General features: G+C 69.2%; 15 protein-coding genes and 1 riboswitch. Of the genes, 6 read left to right on the top strand and 9 right to left on the bottom strand.

Annotated features, from left to right (window positions below; translation table 11 throughout):
- Positions 1–8 precede the first annotated feature (8 nt).
- Entirely contained in the window at positions 9–902 is an 894-nt protein-coding gene (locus QM693_RS15290; protein ID WP_283352777.1) for a LysR family transcriptional regulator, read from the top strand.
- The gene (locus QM693_RS15295; protein ID WP_283332497.1) at positions 899–1807 is read left to right on the top strand and encodes a serine hydrolase; all 909 of its coding nucleotides are present in this window, start codon (positions 899–901) and stop codon (positions 1805–1807) included. The genes QM693_RS15290 and QM693_RS15295 overlap by 4 nt, the downstream gene beginning before the upstream one ends.
- Positions 1808–1812: 5 nt before the next feature.
- Here QM693_RS15295 and QM693_RS15300 read toward each other — a convergent pair whose 3' ends face one another.
- The 3 genes from QM693_RS15300 to cobG are packed head-to-tail and all read right to left on the bottom strand — an operon-like array spanning position 1813 to position 5096.
- A complete protein-coding gene (locus QM693_RS15300; protein ID WP_283332496.1) occupies positions 1813–3315 on the bottom strand; it encodes a precorrin-2 C(20)-methyltransferase in 1503 nt (500 codons plus the stop codon).
- Positions 3312–3938 (bottom strand): precorrin-8X methylmutase, encoded by a 627-nt coding sequence (locus QM693_RS15305; RefSeq protein WP_283332495.1) that lies wholly within the window; start codon positions 3936–3938, stop codon positions 3312–3314. Before QM693_RS15305 ends, QM693_RS15300 begins: the two co-directional genes overlap by 4 nt.
- Positions 3939–3962: 24 nt before the next feature.
- Positions 3963–5096 carry a precorrin-3B synthase gene (gene cobG / locus QM693_RS15310; protein ID WP_283332494.1) on the bottom strand — a complete coding sequence of 378 codons (1134 nt, stop codon included), beginning with the start codon at positions 5094–5096 and terminating at the stop codon, positions 3963–3965.
- 6 nt (positions 5097–5102) lie between these two features.
- A riboswitch (cobalamin riboswitch) is annotated at positions 5103–5245 on the top strand.
- Between the two features lie 56 nt (positions 5246–5301).
- Between cobG and cobN the strand changes: the two genes are divergently transcribed.
- From cobN to QM693_RS15325, 3 genes are all read left to right on the top strand, one after another.
- The gene (cobN, locus tag QM693_RS15315; RefSeq protein WP_283352778.1) at positions 5302–8904 is read left to right on the top strand and encodes a cobaltochelatase subunit CobN; all 3603 of its coding nucleotides are present in this window, start codon (positions 5302–5304) and stop codon (positions 8902–8904) included.
- A 32-nt stretch (positions 8905–8936) separates the two neighbouring features.
- Positions 8937–9332 (top strand): PPOX class F420-dependent oxidoreductase, encoded by a 396-nt coding sequence (locus QM693_RS15320; protein WP_283332492.1) that lies wholly within the window; start codon positions 8937–8939, stop codon positions 9330–9332.
- Between the two features lie 136 nt (positions 9333–9468).
- Positions 9469–10122 (top strand): dihydrofolate reductase family protein, encoded by a 654-nt coding sequence (locus QM693_RS15325; protein WP_283352779.1) that lies wholly within the window; start codon positions 9469–9471, stop codon positions 10120–10122.
- A gap of 57 nt (positions 10123–10179) precedes the next feature.
- Here QM693_RS15325 and QM693_RS15330 read toward each other — a convergent pair whose 3' ends face one another.
- The gene (locus tag QM693_RS15330; protein WP_283352780.1) at positions 10180–10764 is read right to left on the bottom strand and encodes a TetR/AcrR family transcriptional regulator; all 585 of its coding nucleotides are present in this window, start codon (positions 10762–10764) and stop codon (positions 10180–10182) included.
- Positions 10765–10843: 79 nt separating this feature from the next.
- Here QM693_RS15330 and QM693_RS15335 point away from each other — a divergent pair, with 79 nt between their 5' ends.
- The gene (locus QM693_RS15335; RefSeq protein WP_283352781.1) at positions 10844–12028 is read left to right on the top strand and encodes a DUF418 domain-containing protein; all 1185 of its coding nucleotides are present in this window, start codon (positions 10844–10846) and stop codon (positions 12026–12028) included.
- Here QM693_RS15335 and QM693_RS15340 read toward each other — a convergent pair.
- From QM693_RS15340 to QM693_RS15360, 5 genes are all read right to left on the bottom strand, one after another.
- On the bottom strand, positions 11997–12344 hold the full coding sequence (locus tag QM693_RS15340) for an ANTAR domain-containing protein (protein WP_280784451.1): 348 nt from the start codon (positions 12342–12344) through the stop codon (positions 11997–11999). The two genes, QM693_RS15335 and QM693_RS15340, sit on opposite strands and share 32 nt — an antisense overlap.
- Positions 12341–12547: a hypothetical protein gene (locus QM693_RS15345; protein WP_280784450.1), complete on the bottom strand. Its 207-nt coding sequence runs from the start codon at positions 12545–12547 to the stop codon at positions 12341–12343. Before QM693_RS15345 ends, QM693_RS15340 begins: the two co-directional genes overlap by 4 nt.
- Positions 12548–12765: 218 nt before the next feature.
- Positions 12766–14127 (bottom strand): metallopeptidase TldD-related protein, encoded by a 1362-nt coding sequence (locus QM693_RS15350; RefSeq protein WP_280784449.1) that lies wholly within the window; start codon positions 14125–14127, stop codon positions 12766–12768.
- Positions 14124–15644 (bottom strand): TldD/PmbA family protein, encoded by a 1521-nt coding sequence (locus tag QM693_RS15355; RefSeq protein WP_283352782.1) that lies wholly within the window; start codon positions 15642–15644, stop codon positions 14124–14126. The genes QM693_RS15350 and QM693_RS15355 overlap by 4 nt, the downstream gene beginning before the upstream one ends.
- A 22-nt stretch (positions 15645–15666) precedes the next feature.
- On the bottom strand, positions 15667–16434 hold the full coding sequence (locus QM693_RS15360) for a TSUP family transporter (protein ID WP_283352783.1): 768 nt from the start codon (positions 16432–16434) through the stop codon (positions 15667–15669).
- Positions 16435–16451 lie beyond the last annotated feature (17 nt).

Below are 16451 nucleotides of genomic sequence, written 5' to 3' on the forward strand. Positions count from 1 at the left end.
CTGGTTCAATGGTCGCCATGGACCTGCTCCGCCACCTCAGTTTCTTTGTCGCCGTTGCGGAGGAGGGACATTTCGGCAACGCCGCATCCCGGCTCGGGATGACGCAGCCGCCGCTGTCACAGGGAGTGCGGCGGCTCGAACAGCGACTCGGCGCGGAGCTGGTCCAGCGCAGTGCCCGCGGAGTCGGACTCACCGACGCCGGACGCCAATTGCTCCCGCGTGCGCGACTTCTCGTCGCCGACGCCGCCCGATTCGAGGACGAAGCGCACCGCATCGCCGGCGGTCGCGACGCGGTGGTGCGATGGGGTGTCCCGCACTCGGTGGCCGACGGTGTGGTGGTGCGGTGTGTCCGTGCCCTTCGCGACGCGGACGAGACCCGGCCCACCCGGGTGGTGACGACCACGGCGCCCACCACCGAACTCGTGGACGCCGTCCGTATGGGCAGTCTCGACGTCGCCGTGGTCGAGCATCCCGCGCTGCTCACCGGTCTCGACAGCGGGCCGGTGCTGAAGCTTCGGCGGTGGGTGGTGGTGCCGGACGACCACCCGGCCGCGGTCGCGAAGAAGGCACAGGTCCGGATGCTGCGCGGGCTGGCGTTGGCCATCGGTCCACGCTCGGACAATCCACCTGCCCACGACCTGTTCGTCGACTTGTGGCGGGTCCGGGGGCTGGACCCGGACATCGTGATCGCACCGGGTCCGCGAGAGATTCTCACGCACGTGGCCGCGGGCGGTCATTTCGGGGTGACGGCGACGGCACCGACGGTGATGCCGGGTGTGGCCTGGGTCGATCTGCTGCGCGAAGACCTCGCGCTGCGTCTGCGCATCGTCTGGCGATCGGGGACCGACGTCGCACCGTCCGCTGCCGCCCTCGACCGGGTGCTGCTGAGGGCCGATCGATGACCCCGCCGGCGGCGAAGCGGATCCGTGACGTCTTCGCCGACGCCGGGTGCACCGGATGGCTGCACGCCCGCCGCGTCGGGACCCCGACCGGCGACGCGGGTGACATCGCGGTCGGCGCGGACGACCTCGTGGTTCTGGCGTCGGTCTACAAACTTCCGCTACTCGTAGCCCTGTGCCGTGCTTTCGAATCCGGGGAGTTGTCGCCGACCGCGACCGTCCGGGTCAATCCGGCCGACTGCACTCCGGGGCCGACGGGGGTGTCGACGTTCCGTGATCCCGTCGTGCTGAGCTGGCGGGATCTGGCGATGTCGATGATGACCGTGTCCGACAACGCCGCCGCCGACCTCGTCCTCGGGCAGGTGGGACTGGCGAGCGTCGAGCGCACACTGTCCGAGCTGGGCATGACGAGCACGCGCATCCTCGGCGGCACAGCGGATGCGCACCGCAGCCTGGTGATCGACGCCCATGCGCACACCACCGCGGAAGCATTCGCGGCGCTGGCCGACAACGACGAGGCGTGGACCGTGTCCGCCTACGACCCGTCGTATGCGAGCGCGACGACTCCGCGGGAGATGACCTCGCTTCTCGACGCGATCTGGACCGGAAGGGCGGTGCCCGAGCCGCAGGGCGAGTTCGTCCGGCACGTGATGTCCGCGCAGATCTGGCAGCACCGCATCCGGTCCGGGTTCCCGTATTCCGAGGTGGACGTTGCCGGGAAGACCGGGACCATCGGCGCCATCCGCAACGAGGTGGCCGTCGTGACGTTTCCCGGTGAGATTCCCGTCGCGGTCGCCGTCTTCACCCGTGCCGCCCGAACCGACCCTGTACTACCGGTGGTCGACGCCGCGATCGGGCACGCCGCCCGGATCGCGGTGACCGAACTCCGCTCCGGCCGCGTCGACTGAGGTACTCAGCCCGGATAACGCCGGGGCGTGAACACCCTGGTCCCGTGTTCGTTCTCGACGACGGTCGTCATGGAGGAGCCCACGATGAGCAGGCACCGCATGTCGATCTCGGCTGGGTCGAGGTCCGCGAGCCGCACGACCCGCACCGACTCCTGCGCGCCGGCCACGTCGCGGCCGATGATCACCGGGGTGTCGGGGGAGCGGTGCTCGAGAACCAGGTCGCGCATCGCGGCGACCTGCCAGGTGCGCGACTTCGACGCCGGGTTGTAGACGGCGAAGGCCATGTCGGCGCTCGCAACCGCGGAGATGCGCTGCGCCACCACGTCCCACGGCTTGAGCCGGTCCGACAGCGACAGGACGGCGTAGTCGTGCCCGAGGGGCGCGCCGACCCGGCTCGCGACGGCGTTCGCGGCGGTCATGCCGGGTAGGACGCGCACGGGGACGCCGCGCCACTGCTCCTCGGCCGCGACTTCCAGCACCGCGGCGGCCATCGCGAACACACCCGGGTCGCCGGACGACACGACGGCGACGCGGGCGCCGTTCTTCGCCAGGTCGAGTGCCATCGCGGCGCGTTCGGCCTCGACGCGGTTGTCGCTGGAGTGGCGGCGCTGGCCGGGACGTTCGGGGACCCGGTCGATATAGGGGCCGTAGCCGACGAGGTCGGTGGCGAGCGACAGTTCGTGCTGCACTTCCGGTGTCGTCCATGCCTGATCACCGGGACCGAGCCCGACGACGACGAGTTCGCCCTGCGGTGCCGCGTCGTCGCGGCGGGCGTTCGACGGGCTGGGCACGATGGCGATCGAGAAGTAGGGGACGTCGCTGTCCGAGACGTCGTCGGCGGCGTCGATCTTCTGCCTGGTCGTGCTGGCCCGTTCGACGTACCACGTCTCGTCGATGCGGCCGGAGTCCTTCAACGCCTGCCGGACGGCCGGGTAGGTGCGTCCGAGCTTCAGGATTGCGGCGGCGTCGGTCTCCCGCAGGCGCCGCGTCAGCTCGCCGGGCGGCAGCGTTCCGGGCAGGACGGTCAGGATTTCCTCGCCCTCGACCAGCGGCATCGCCAGTGCGGCGGATGCGGCGCTGATCGACGTGACCCCGGGAATGACTTCCGCCTCGAAGCGCTGCGCCAACCTCTTGTGCATGTGCATGTAGGAGCTGTAGAACAGCGGGTCGCCCGCCGCGAGGAGCGCGACCGAACGGCCGGCGTCGAGGTGGGAGGCGAGTCGCTGCGACGCCTCCTCGTAGAACTCGTCCATCGCCCCCTGGTAGCCGCCGGGATGGTCGACGGTCTCGGTGGTGACGGGGTAGACGAGGTGCTCCTCGATCTGTCCCTCACGCAGGTACGGCGCCGCGACCGCGCGGGAGATGCTCTTGCCGTGCCGGGCGCTGTGGAACGCCACCACATCGGCCTCGGCGATGACCCGCGCGGCCTTGACCGTCACCAGTTCCGGGTCACCCGGTCCGATGCCGACGCCCCACAGTTTGCCGGTCACGCGCTCTTCGGAGCTCATTCGACCTCGCTCGCAATCGCATTCAGTGCCGCAGCCGTGATGGCACTGCCACCCCGGCGGCCGCGGACCACCAGATAGTCGAGTCCGCCCGGGTGCTCGATCAACGCTTCCTTCGACTCCGCGGCACCGATGAAACCGACCGGACCGCCCACGATCGCGGCGGGCCGGGGTGCACCGGATTCGATCATGTCCAGCAGGTAGAACAAGGCGGTCGGGGCGTTGCCGATCGCGACGACGGCACCCTCGAGTTTGCTGCCCCACAATTCCAGCGCGGCCGCAGAGCGGGTGTTCCCGATCTGCTCCGCCAGCACCGGGACCCGGGGGTCGCGCAGGGTGCAGAGCACCTCGTTGTCTGCGGGGAGACGCTTCCGGGTGACGCCTGCCGCCACCATCTGCGCGTCGCACAGGATCGGGGCGCCGCCCGCCAGCGCCGCGCGGGCGGCCTTCACGACGCCGGGGGTGAACGCGACGTCGTCCACGAGGTCGACCTGACCGCTCGCGTGGATCATGCGGACCACGGCCTGTGAGACGTCCTCGGGAAAGGCACTGAGATCCGCCTCGGCGCGGATCGTGGCGAAGGACTGGCGGTAGATCTCCGCGCCGTCTCGGATGTACTCGATCATTCGCTCACGATAGAGGCACCGCGGTCACGGCTCCTCCACCCGGTAACCCGTCTCCGTGGCGACGACGTCGGCGACCTCCCCCTTGGGTCGCCCGCAGCACCGCTCGCAGCCCGACCAGTGCTGCCTGCCCTCCACCGGGAGTTCACCGCGCGCGACGGCATCCCGCGCGTCGGACCGCACGTCGGCGAGCGCCTTCTCGCATCCGGGCTGCCCGGTGCAGGCACTGACGTTCAGCCAGGGGGAGTTCTCGTCGAAGATCAGGCCCATCGGGGCGAGGACCCGGACGACCTGCTCGGCGGACCACTCGTCGAGATCGCACAGCAGCACCGATTTCCACGGCGTGACGACCACCGGCTTCTCGACGGCGGCGAGGAACTCCGCCAGCCGGGCGTCGAGGATCCCGAACGCGAGACCGCCGCCGAGGGTCACGTTGCCGTCCGGTTGGTCCAGCCATCCGATCGGTGCCCGATGCTCGTCGAACCCGCTCACCGGGTCGGCGGTCGGTGCGAGCGTCAATGCCGACAGGGTCCGTTCGACCCCGTCGGCGATCTCGGACAGCCGCCAGTGCTGATCACGCAATTCCAGGAAGACGCGGGCGGCGTCGAGGAGCACCGCCACCGATTCCGTCGTCGTGATCCGGGCGCCGCTGTCGCGACCGGCGAGAACCAGGGCGACCTCCGTCTCGCTGACCGCATGGACGCCGAAATCGCCGCCGAGCGCCGACACGTCGCCGCGCCCGTCGTCGAGAGTGAACAGGGTGCGGCCGGGGAGGTCCGCCAACGCGGAGTCCGCGCACAACGTCCGGTCGAGTTCGTCGACCAGATCCCGCAGATCCGCGAGACCACCGATCCGGCCGGTCAGCGGCGAGACGAGGATGTTGCGGACCCGCTCGTGCGTCTCCGACGGCAGGAGACCTGCGTCGGCGAGGCGCCGGGCGAACTCCCGCGGGTCGCGGACCGCCCGCAGTTGCGCGTTGCCGCGGGAGGTCAGTTCGATCTCGCCGTTCCCGAGGTCGCGGGCCGATTCCGCGAGGGTCTGCAGCTGGGTGGAGGTCAGCACACCTCCGGGAAGGCGCACGCGCGCGAGCGCGCCGTCCGCGGCCTGGTGGACCTGCAGCGCGCCGGGGCATGCATCGGGGCGGGAACGGGAGTCGACCATGGTCCCAGGTTACGTCCGGCCCCGGGTAGCATCTCCAGCACTTGCGACAGCAGGAGAGGAAGCCGGTGAAAATCCGGCGCGGTCGCGCCACTGTGAGCTCGCCGAAACCGGTGGGCGAGCCAGACCCTCACCTGCCGTCCTCCGACCTACGGTTCCGCACAGAACCACTGCCACGGGGCGCGACACCCCCAGGAAGGCTCCACACGTGATCCTGCTGCTCTCCACCTCCGACACCGACCTGCTCAGCGCACGCGCCAGCGGGGCGGACTACCGCTGGGCCAACCCGGCACGGCTGCTGGTCGAGGAGGATCTGCCGGGACTGCTCGACGGCGCCGACCTGGTCGTGGTGCGCATCCTCGGCGGCCGCCGGGCGTGGGAAGAGGGCCTCGACGCGGTCCTGGCCAGCGGACTGCCCGTGGTGGTCCTCGGCGGCGAGCACGCCCCGGACGCCGAGCTGATGGAGTGCTCGACGGTCACCGCCGGTGTGTCGGCGGAGGCGCACAACTATCTCGCCGAGGGCGGCGCCGACAACCTCGCCCAACTGCACCACTTCCTGTCGGACACCGTGCTGCTGACCGGTCACGGTTTCGAGGCGCCTATCCACCTGCCGAGCTGGGGCGTCGCGCCGTTCGCTCCCGCTGCGAACCCGGACAGCCCCACGATCGCCGTTCTCTACTACCGCGCCCAGCACCTGGCCGGGAACACCCGCTACATCGAGGCGCTGTGCGACGCCGTCGACGCGGCGGGCGGCACCCCGCTGCCGATCTTCTGCGCGTCGCTGCGCACCGCCGAACCGGAGTTGCTGAACACTTTGCGCCGGGCGGACGCGATGGTGGTCACCGTGCTCGCCGCCGGCGGCACCAAGCCGGCCGGGGTCTCGGCAGGGGGCGACGACGAGGCGTGGGACGTCGCCGCGCTGGCCGCGCTGGACGTGCCGATCCTGCAGGGTCTGTGCCTGACCAGCAGCCGTGAGTCGTGGGAGTCCAACGACGACGGATTGTCGCCGCTCGACGTCGCCACCCAGGTCGCGGTCCCCGAGTTCGACGGTCGGCTGATCACGGTGCCGTTCTCGTTCAAGGAGATCGACGCCGACGGTCTCTCCACCTACGTTCCGGACGCCGAGCGCGCCTCCCGGGTGGCGGGCATCGCCGTCCGGCACGCCCGACTCCGGCACATCCCCGCATCCGACCGCCGGATCGCTCTGATGCTGTCGGCGTACCCGACGAAGCACGCCCGCATCGGCAACGCCGTCGGTCTCGACACCCCGGCCAGTGCGATCCGGTTGCTCACCGAGATGCGGACCGCCGGATACGACCTCGGCCCGGCGGACGGGCCGGATTCCGTGCCGGGTCTCGCCGCCCAGGACGGCGACGCGCTGATCCATGCCCTCATCGCCGCCGGCGGACAGGACCCGGACTGGCTGACCGCGGAGCAGCTCGAGGGCAACCCGATCCGGATCTCCGCCGCCCGCTACCGCGAGTGGTTCTCGGCGCTGCCCGCGGAACTGCGCGAGGGCGTCGAGGAGCACTGGGGACCGGCGCCGGGCGAACTGTACGTCGACCGCTCGCAGGATCCTGCCGGTGAAATCGTGATCGCCGCAATGCAGTTCGGGAATCTCGTGCTGATGGTGCAGCCGCCGCGCGGGTTCGGGGAGAAGCCGGTCGCGATCTACCACGATCCGGACCTGCCACCGAGCCACCACTACCTCGCCGCCTACCGGTGGATCGCCGCGGACGCCGCCGCCGGCGGTTTCGGCGCCGACGCAGTCGTCCACCTCGGCAAGCACGGAAACCTCGAATGGCTGCCCGGCAAGACGCTCGGCATGTCCGCGTCGTGCGGCACCGACGCCGCGCTGGGCGACCTGCCGCTGATCTACCCGTTCCTGGTCAACGATCCGGGCGAGGGCACGCAGGCCAAGCGCCGCGCCCATGCGACGCTCGTCGATCACCTGATCCCGCCGATGGCCCGCGCCGAGAGCTACGGCGACATCTCACGACTCGAGCAGCTCCTCGACGAGCACTCGAACATCTCCGCGCTCGACCCGTCCAAGCTGCCTGCCATTCGCCAGCAGATCTGGACGCTGATGCGTGCCGCCAAGATGGATCACGACCTCGGACTCGAGGAGCGGCCCGACGAGGACGTGTTCGACGACATGCTGCTGCACGTCGACGGCTGGCTGTGCGAGATCAAGGACGTCCAGATCCGTGACGGCCTCCACATCCTCGGTGCGGCCCCCCGCGACGACGCCGAGGTCGAACTGGTGCTCGCGATGCTGCGCGCCCGGCAGATGTGGGGCGGCGAGCAGAACGTTCCCGGACTCCGGGAGGCGCTCGGCCTCAGCGAGGACGGCGACGAATCCCGCACCCGCGTAGACGACATCGAGCAGCAGGCGCACGCACTGGTGCAGGGGATGCACGACGCCGATTGGGAACCTGAGGCCGCCGACACCCTCACCGACGATGTCACCGTCGCGAAGATCCTGCGTTTCGCCGCCACCGAGGTGGTGCCCCGGCTTCGCGAGACCGACAACGAGATCGCCCAGGTGCTGCACGCGCTCGACGGCGGATTCATCGCCGCCGGGCCGAGCGGTTCGCCGCTGCGCGGGCTGATCAACGTGCTCCCGACAGGCCGCAACTTCTACTCCGTCGACCCGAAGGCCGTGCCGTCCCGGCTCGCCTGGGAAACCGGCCAGGCGATGGCCGAATCGTTGCTGGACCGCTACAAGTCCGATCACGGTGAGTGGCCGCGCTCGGTGGGCCTGTCCGTGTGGGGCACGTCCGCGATGCGCACCTCCGGCGACGACATCGCGGAGGTCTTCGCGCTCCTCGGTGTGCGCCCGGTGTGGGACGAGGCGAGCCGCCGCGTGGTGAACCTCGAGGTGATCGACCTCGAGGAACTCGGCCGGCCGCGCATCGACGTCACGGTCCGGATCAGTGGCTTCTTCCGGGACGCGTTCCCGCACGTCCTGGCGTTGCTGGACGACGCCGTCCGGCTCGTCGCCGCGTTGGACGAACCGGCGGAGAGCAACTTCGTCCGCGCCCACGCGCAAGCGGATCTCGCCGAGCACGGCGACGAACGGCGCGCGACCACCCGCATCTTCGGGTCGAAGCCGGGCACCTACGGGGCCGGGCTGCTGCAGCTGATCGACTCCAAGAGCTGGCGCGGCGACGCCGACCTCGCCGACGTGTACACCACGTGGGGTGGTTTCGCATACGGCCGCGGACTCGACGGTGCGCCCGCCGCCGACGACATGCGGACCGCGTACCGTCGAATCACCGTGGCGGCCAAGAACACCGACACCCGCGAACACGACATCGCCGATGCCGACGACTACTTCCAGTACCACGGCGGAATGGTCGCGACCGTGCGGGCGCTCACCGGAAAGTCACCCGAGGCGTACATCGGCGACAGCACCCGTCCGGAGTCTGTGCGCACCCGAACCCTGTCGGAGGAGACGTCCCGAGTGTTCCGCGCCCGCGTCGTGAACCCGCGGTGGCTCGAGGCGATGCGCCGCCACGGCTACAAGGGTGCGTTCGAGATGGCGGCCACCGTCGACTACCTGTTCGGATACGACGCCACCACCAACGTCGTCGCCGACTGGATGTACGAGAAACTCGCCGAGTCGTACGTGCTCGACGACCAGAACCGCAAGTTCATGGAACAGTCCAACCCGTGGGCCCTGCACGGCATCGCCGAACGCCTGCTCGAGGCGGCCGAGCGGGACATGTGGGAGCACCCCGACCAGCAGACCCTCGACGGCCTGCGGCAGGTGTATCTCGAGACCGAAGGCGAACTCGAAGGGGACTGACCCACCGTCCGGGCTTCGCGGTTCGGTCTAGCATGGGGCCGGTGACCACAGAATTCGACCGGGTGTCGTCCGCGAAGTATGTCCTGCTCACCACGTTTCGGAAAGACGGCACCCCGGTGGCGACGCCGCTCTGGGCCGCCGCCGACGGTGAGCGTCTGCTGATGTGGACGGTCACCGACTCCTACAAGGTCAAACGGATCCGCCGCAACCCGGAGGTGACGGTGGCTGCGTGCGATGCTCGCGGCAAGCCGAAGGGGCCCGAGGTTCCCGCCCGCGCCGTCATCCTCGACGCCACCGACACCGATCACACGCGGGACGTGATCGCCCGCAAGTACGGCATCCTCGGCTGGCTCACGATGAAAGGCAGCCTCCTGCGCCGAGGAAAGACCGGCACCATCGGGCTCGCCGTCACGGCCGACGACCGGTAGGCAGGGGCCGCCATCGAACCGAGAACGTGATCCGAACGCGGCGTCGTCGAACAGTCGGTTGCCGAAACCGTCCAGGCGGCGGGCAACAATAGGTCTCGTGATCGGCTGAACGAGCCAACGAGTTACGGTCACGAGTATGCCGAGAGAGACGCGCGACTCGGAGGAGCGTCCCTATGTCGTCGCTCATGTTGCGGTCGCCCTGGACGGGGCCACGACGGGCTTCGAGCCGGATGTGGGCCGGTTCTACGAACTCGCGGCGACCTGGAGAGAAGACGTGACCCTGGTGGGGGCGGACACGATGCTGGCGCAGGAGCAGGCGTTGGCTGCCGCTCCCCGCCCCGGCCCGCTCGAGGGCGGGCCGCTGCTGGCCGTTGTCGACAGCCGGGGACGCGTCGACGACTGGGTGTGGGAGGCGCTGCGGGACGTCGGACACTGGTCGGAGGTGCTCGCTTTGCACGCCGAGGCCACCCCGCCTCGCGGAGGTGGCCGACCGGTGCAGGAGTTGGTGACAGGTACCGAGCGTGTGGATCTGGCTGCTGCTCTGGAGATCCTCGGCGGGCGCGCCGGCGGCGAGGTCGTGCGGGTGGACAGCGGGGGTGCGCTGATCGGCGTCCTGCTCGGCGCTGGGTTGCTGGATGAGGTGAGCCTGCTCGTCCACCCCCGGCTGCCTGGTGTGCGGACACATCGTCTGTGGCACGGATCGGCACCGGCAGCGATCCGGTTCGACCTCATCGCGAGCCGTGCCTTCGAAGACGGCCTCGTCTGGCTCCGCTACCGGCCCGCGCCATGAGGGGGCGGGTCGCCTCTTCGCGGAACGGGTATGTGGCACCGCATCTTCGGTGACCGGTCAGGCGAGTGTGCGGAGATGGTCGGCGATCATGCGCTGAGCGGTGTCCGGGGTGTCGGTGTCGCCGAGCAGAACGTGCATCGCGGCGCCGTCGACAAGTGCGTGCAGGCGCATCGCCTCGGTGTCGACGTCGATGTCCGGCGCGATCAGGCCCCGTTGAGCGAGGCCGGTCAGGATCGCGGCGCAGGCACCGCGGAGCTGCCGTTGGGCGTCGAGGGCGATCTCCTTCAGCAGGGGATGGGCGGGGCTTTCCGCGACCAGGGCCAGGTTCACTTCCATTTCGCAGCGTCGGCGGTCGTCGAGGGGGAGGACTTCGTCCAGCACCGCGAGAGCGCGCTGCCACGGGTCGGTGATCGAGGCGTGGGTCTGTGCTCGTTCGCGGACACGCGTTGCGACGAGCCGCATCGAATAGGCGAGGAGTTCGGCCTTGCTGGCGAACACGTGTCGGAGCGATCCGCTCGAGATTCCGGCCTCCGCGGCAACATCCCGGACGGACACGGCGCCGATGCCCTCGCGTTGGATCACCCGCCACACGGCCTCGGCGATCTCCTGCTGCCTTCGGTCGTGGTCGATGAGCTTCGGCACTCTGCCATGTTAACACGACCGTGTTAGCATGAGCGCTTGCTAGCACGATCGTACTAACAAGTACTGGAGGGCTGAAGGCATGACGTCGCTGTCGAGTTCCCACCGCTATGCCGCGCTCGACGTCATGCGCGGTGCGGCCATCCTGGGCACTCTCGCCACCAACATCTGGATCTTCACCAACGTCGGGGGTCTGGTGGGGTATATCAACGGCACCGGACGAGCCACCGGCGGATGGGCCCCGGTGCAGGCGGTACTGCAGCAGTTCGCGCAGGGCAAGTTCCTCGGCCTGCTCACCATCATGTTCGGCATCGGACTGGTCATTCAGCAGCGCTCCGCGCAGCGACGGGGCCGGCGGTGGCCGGGCGGCTACCCGTGGCGTGCGGGGCTGCTGATGCTCGACGGAGCACTGCATTTTCTGCTGTTCACCGAGTTCGACGTCCTGATCGGATACGCCCTCACCGGATTGATCGTCGCCTTCATCCTGACCACAGGCATTCGCGCGCAACGCGTCTGGGTGGCGTGTGCCGTGACCGTCCACGCGGCGATGCTCGGCCTCGTCGTCGCGGCATTGTCCTCGGCGCCCGCGCGGGAGCCCCAGCCGCTGTCACCGAACCCCTATGCGGACGGCAGCTTCTGGGATCTCGTCGTCTTCCGCGCCGACCACGTGTTGCTGTTCCGACTCGAGGTGCTCTTCATCTTGCCGCTGTCGATCGCCCTGTTCCTCGTCGGCGCACACCTCTACGGTGCGCGCGTCCTCGACCCGGACCGCGGCGACTTGCGTCGGCGCCTGATGGTCGCGGGCCTGGCAATCGCACTTCCGCTGGACTTCGCGCTCGGATTGTTCGGCGGAGACGTAGGCCTGATCCTCGGCAGGTACGGGACCGCTCCGGTGGTGGCGTTGGGGCTACTCGCCGCGATCGCGCACCGCTACGCCGACGGACGCGAACCCGGCCCGGCCGGTCGGGCGCTCTCGGGAGTCGGCCGCACTGCGCTCAGTTGCTATGTGCTGCAGAACATCCTGTGCTCGATCGTCTGCTACGGCTGGGGATTCGGCCTCGCGGCCCGGTTGAACGGCGCCACCGTCGTTCCGGCGACCATCGTGTTGTTCGGTGCCGTCTCGGCGACGCTGATCGTCGTGTCACGCCTGTGGTTGCGGCGGTTCGATCGGGGGCCACTCGAATGGCTCACACACCGGGGCTACCAGCGTCTCACCCGGGCGGACAGGAACGGTGTCACCGCGCCAGTAGCGTCGTCCATTCCTTGAACTCGAGGGCGTACGACGGTGCGGGCGTCGTCACGGAGGGGCACGGCTGTCGCCGAGTCGCCAACTCCACCAACGACTTCGCTGCCCGCATCACGCTGACGTGGTGATGCCGGGAGACGTCGAGCAATTCCTCGAATGCCTCGGCGTCGCCGTAACCGCGGGTGGCGATGAGGATGCCTTTCGCGGTGGCGAGAACCTCGCGTCCGTCGGGGTGACGGTGCGGAATCGGATGTGCGGGCGGTGCGGCCTCGAGTACGTCGTTCGACACGGTGATCTCCTGGGTTGTGGTGCTTCGCTGATGTCTGGGCGCGGTCATACCGCTGCCACCATCAGTGCCGTGGCGAGGGCGACGATCAGTCCTCCTGTCGCGGCGGCGAGAACTGAACCGGTGATGATGCCGATTCCGGTGGCGCAGACGAGGCAGACGAACGTCGTCAGTGCCACGTCGGCGAGAGCGAACCGTCTCGTGACCTTGGTGTGGTCGTGGAGCAGTTCGCGGGTGGTGGTATCGGAGTGCATGAAACCTCCTGGTCAGACGGGCAAGGGACGTACTCGGCGCATGCGCCGGCCACGCGGCGCTACGGTGAGTTTCGGCCCCGTTCTCTGGAGACCTGAATATGACATGCGCGGCGAAACTGCTCTGGAGTGAGCAATCTCATATGCGCGATGTCTGCAGCATTTATAACGGAAACAGTACGGGCTGTCACCTAGACGAGCGTCCGCATAGGATCCGCGACTCAGAGCGCCTTGCTGACCGACGACATGTGGAAGTCCGGGACACGCAACGGCGGCATCGCGGTTCGGGTGAACCAGTCCTTCCATTCCCGGGGCAGCGTCCGCTCGGTGGCTCCGCCCTGGGTGACCCTCCGCAGCAGGTCGAGGGGGCTCTCGTTGAACCGGAAGTTGTTCACGGCGCCCGTGACCTTCCCGTTCTCGACGAGGTAGACACCGTCCCGCGTCAGTCCCGTGAGCAGCAGGGTGGCGGGGTCGACCTCCCGGATGTACCAGAGGGTGGTCAGCAGCAGCCCGCGTTCGGTCTCGGCCACCATCTGATCGAGTGACACCGAACCGCCGGCGTCGAGGATCAGGTTGTCGCCGGGCACGGTCACGTCGGCGCCGAATTCCTTCGCCGCCGCCCGCGGGTACGCGAGCGCATTGACGGTGCCGTCACGGATCCAGTCGACCCGGCCCGCGTCCATCCCGTTGTCGAAGACGGACACCGATTCGGACGACGACCCGGTGACGACGAACGGTGTGTATTCCACGCCGAGCGCGGCCGGATCGGAGTAGAGGGTGAGGGGCAGCGCACTCAGCTTCTCCCCGATGCGGGTGCCCCCGGGCGCCGACAGGGCGGAGTGCCCTTCTTCCGCGGCCCGGCCCTCCATGGTCCACATGAGGTAGATCATGAGGTCCGCGACCGCGGACGGCGGCAGGATCGTCTCGTAACGGCCGGCGGGCAACTCCACCCGGTTGCGGGCCCAGTCGAGGCGCGTCGACAGGTCCTGGAGCAACTTCACGCTGGCCACATCCGTGAAGTCCTTGGTGCTGGTGCCCACCCAGGCGCTGGCGTCGCCGCGTTTGCCGTTGATCTCGACCGACCCGGTCGGCTGGGCGAACCGGCGCCGGATCCCGGTCGACGTGCCCAGCCAGGTGGTGTGCAGCTGGTGGTGGGCGAAACCGTAGAGCTGGTCGCTGCCGTCGAAGCCCATGCTCAGATCCTGGGCGAGCTGTTCGAACGCGCCGATCTCGGTGCGCTCCGCCGAATCGTCCCACCGCTCGTCGGTGTCGGTGCCGGTGAGCAGCGGCATCGCGTCCGATGCGGGTGTGGCTGCGCGGGCGGCGATTTCGGCCGAGCGGACCACGCCGTCGATGTCGGCGGCGTCGACGGAGGCGGACGTGACGATGCCGACCCTCGCGTCCTCGCCGGCCCGGACGATCGAGATGACGGTCCAGCTGCGCGACGTGGACACCCCGTTGGTGGTCATCGAGTTGCCTGCCCACCGCAGGGACGCCTCGCTGGCATCGGTGACGATCACGATGGTCTCGTCCACGGTGGCCCGGGCGAGGACCTGCTCCACGAGTTGCTGCGGTGCGATCATCGGCCGCCTTCCGTCCGAGTGTTCAGTACGTTGACGCCGCGGAAGAGTGCCGACGGGCAGCCGTGGCTGACGGCCGCGACCTGGCCGGGTTGCGCCTTGCCGCAGTTGAAGGCGCCGCCGAGCTGCCAGGTGGAGCGGCCGCCGACGGCCTCCATCGAACCCCAGAAGTCCGTGGTCGTCGCCTGGTACGCGACGTCGCGGAGTTGCCCGTCGAGCTTCCCGCCGCGGATGCGGTAGAACCGCTGACCGGTGAACTGGAAGTTGTAGCGCTGCATGTCGATCGACCAGGACTTGTCGCCGACGACGTAGATTCCGTCCTCCACACCGGAGATCAGGTCGTCGGTGCTGCGGTCGGTGTCGGGATCGGGCTGCAACGACACGTTGGCCATCCGCTGAATGGGGACGTGATGCGGCGAGTCGGCGTACGAGCAGCCGTTGGAACGCGCCAGCCCGAGCCGGGGCGCGAACGCCCGGTCCAGCTGGTAGCCGACGAGAATCCCGTCGGCCACCAGGTCCCAGGACTGGGTTTCGACGCCTTCGTCGTCGTAGCCGATCGTGGCGAGACCGTGCCGCTCGGTGCGGTCCGCGGTCACGTGCATGATCGGCGTCCCGTAGCGCAGCGTGCCGAGCTTGTCGGGGGTGGCGAACGACGTGCCGGCGTACGCGGCCTCGTAGCCGATGGCGCGGTCGTACTCGGTGGCGTGCCCGACGGATTCGTGGATCGTCAGCCACAGGTTCGTCGGGTCGATCACCAGGTCGGTGGGGCCGGGTACCACGGTGGGGGCCTTCACCTTCTCGGCCAGCAGGTCCGGGATCCGGGTGAGTTCGTCGGTCCAGTTCCACACCCCGTCGCCGGCGACGTACTCCCATCCGCGGCCGACAGGGGGAGCGAGGGTGCGCATCGTCTCGAAGACGCCGGCCGACTGGTCGACGGTGGTGGCTTCGAGTTGCGGATGCAGCCGCACCCGCTGCTGCACGATGGACGATCCGGCGAGATCGGCGTAGAACGTCTGCTCCTTCACCTGCAGGCATCCGGCGGTGACGTGGTCGACGCCGTCGGATCCGAGTAGCCTGCGGGAGTATTCACCGAGCAGCGAGATCTTGTCCGAGGCGGGAACTTCGAACGGATCGACGTCGTAATCGGACACCCAGTGGACATCCGTGTGCACCGGTTCGGCGGCGAGTTCGACGTGCTCCCGGTTCAGTCCACGCAACGCCCGGGCGACCGCGACGGCCTGTTCCGCGGTCGCGGCGGCGGTCGCCGGCGTCAGCTCGGCATGCGAGGCGAAACCCCAGGTGCCGTCGACGACGACACGCACCGCGAAGCCGAGTTCGCTGGTGTCCACCGCCGACTGCACCTCACCGTCGCGCAGCCGCAGCGACTGGCTGGTCAGCCGATGCACGCGCAGGTCGGCGTGCGACGCACCCGCCGCGCGGGCAGCGGCGAGTGCCGCGTCCGCCAGCGAACGCAGGGGGAGGGCAAGGAATTCCGGATCAACCTGTCGTGGAGCCGTCACCTGGACCACCGTAGTCGGTCGCTCAGCCGAATTGCTGCCAACCCAACCGGATCACCATCGCGATCACCACGATCAGCAGGGTGATCCGGACGAATCCGGCGCCCTTGCTCAAGGCCATTCGCGAACCGATGACCGCGCCGATCACGTTGCAGACAGCCATACCCAGACCGAGTGCCCACAGCACGTGGCCGGTGGCGGCGAAGAACACCAGCGCACCGAGATTCGATCCCAGATTGATCACCTTCGCCATCGCCGCGCTGCGCACGAACTCCGTGCCGAGGAACGTGGCGAAGCTGATGATGAGGAATGTTCCGGTGCCCGGCCCGAACAGGCCGTCGTAGAAACCGAGGAGCCCGGCAGACAGCAGGACGACTGCGACGACCTTCCGCCGTGTCGGCGGATCCTTCGCCAGCGTGGTCCCGAGCTGCGGACGGATCGTCACGAAGACGACGACGCCGACGAGTACCGCCATGATGAGCGGGATGAAGACGTCCTTGTCGATGCGCGACACCGTTGCCGCGCCGAGCGCGGACGCCACCGCCGCGAGTAGGCCGGCGGGAACCAGCAGCCGCCAGTTCATGGGGATCCGGCGCGCGAACGTGACGACGGCGGCGGAGGTGCCGGTGAACGCGGTGAGCTTGTTGGTGGCCAGCGCCGCCTGCGGCGTCAGCTGCGGTGCGACGAGAAACAGTGCGGGAATGAGGATCAGTCCGCCGCCGCCGACGACAGCGTCCACCCACCCGGCGGCCGTCGCGGCGGTGAGAAGAAGCGCCCAGTCACCCACATTCATGGTGCAGACTCAACCAC

This window comes from Rhodococcus sp. IEGM 1305 (assembly GCF_030058635.1).
Classification (GTDB): domain Bacteria; phylum Actinomycetota; class Actinomycetes; order Mycobacteriales; family Mycobacteriaceae; genus Rhodococcus_F; species Rhodococcus_F opacus_D.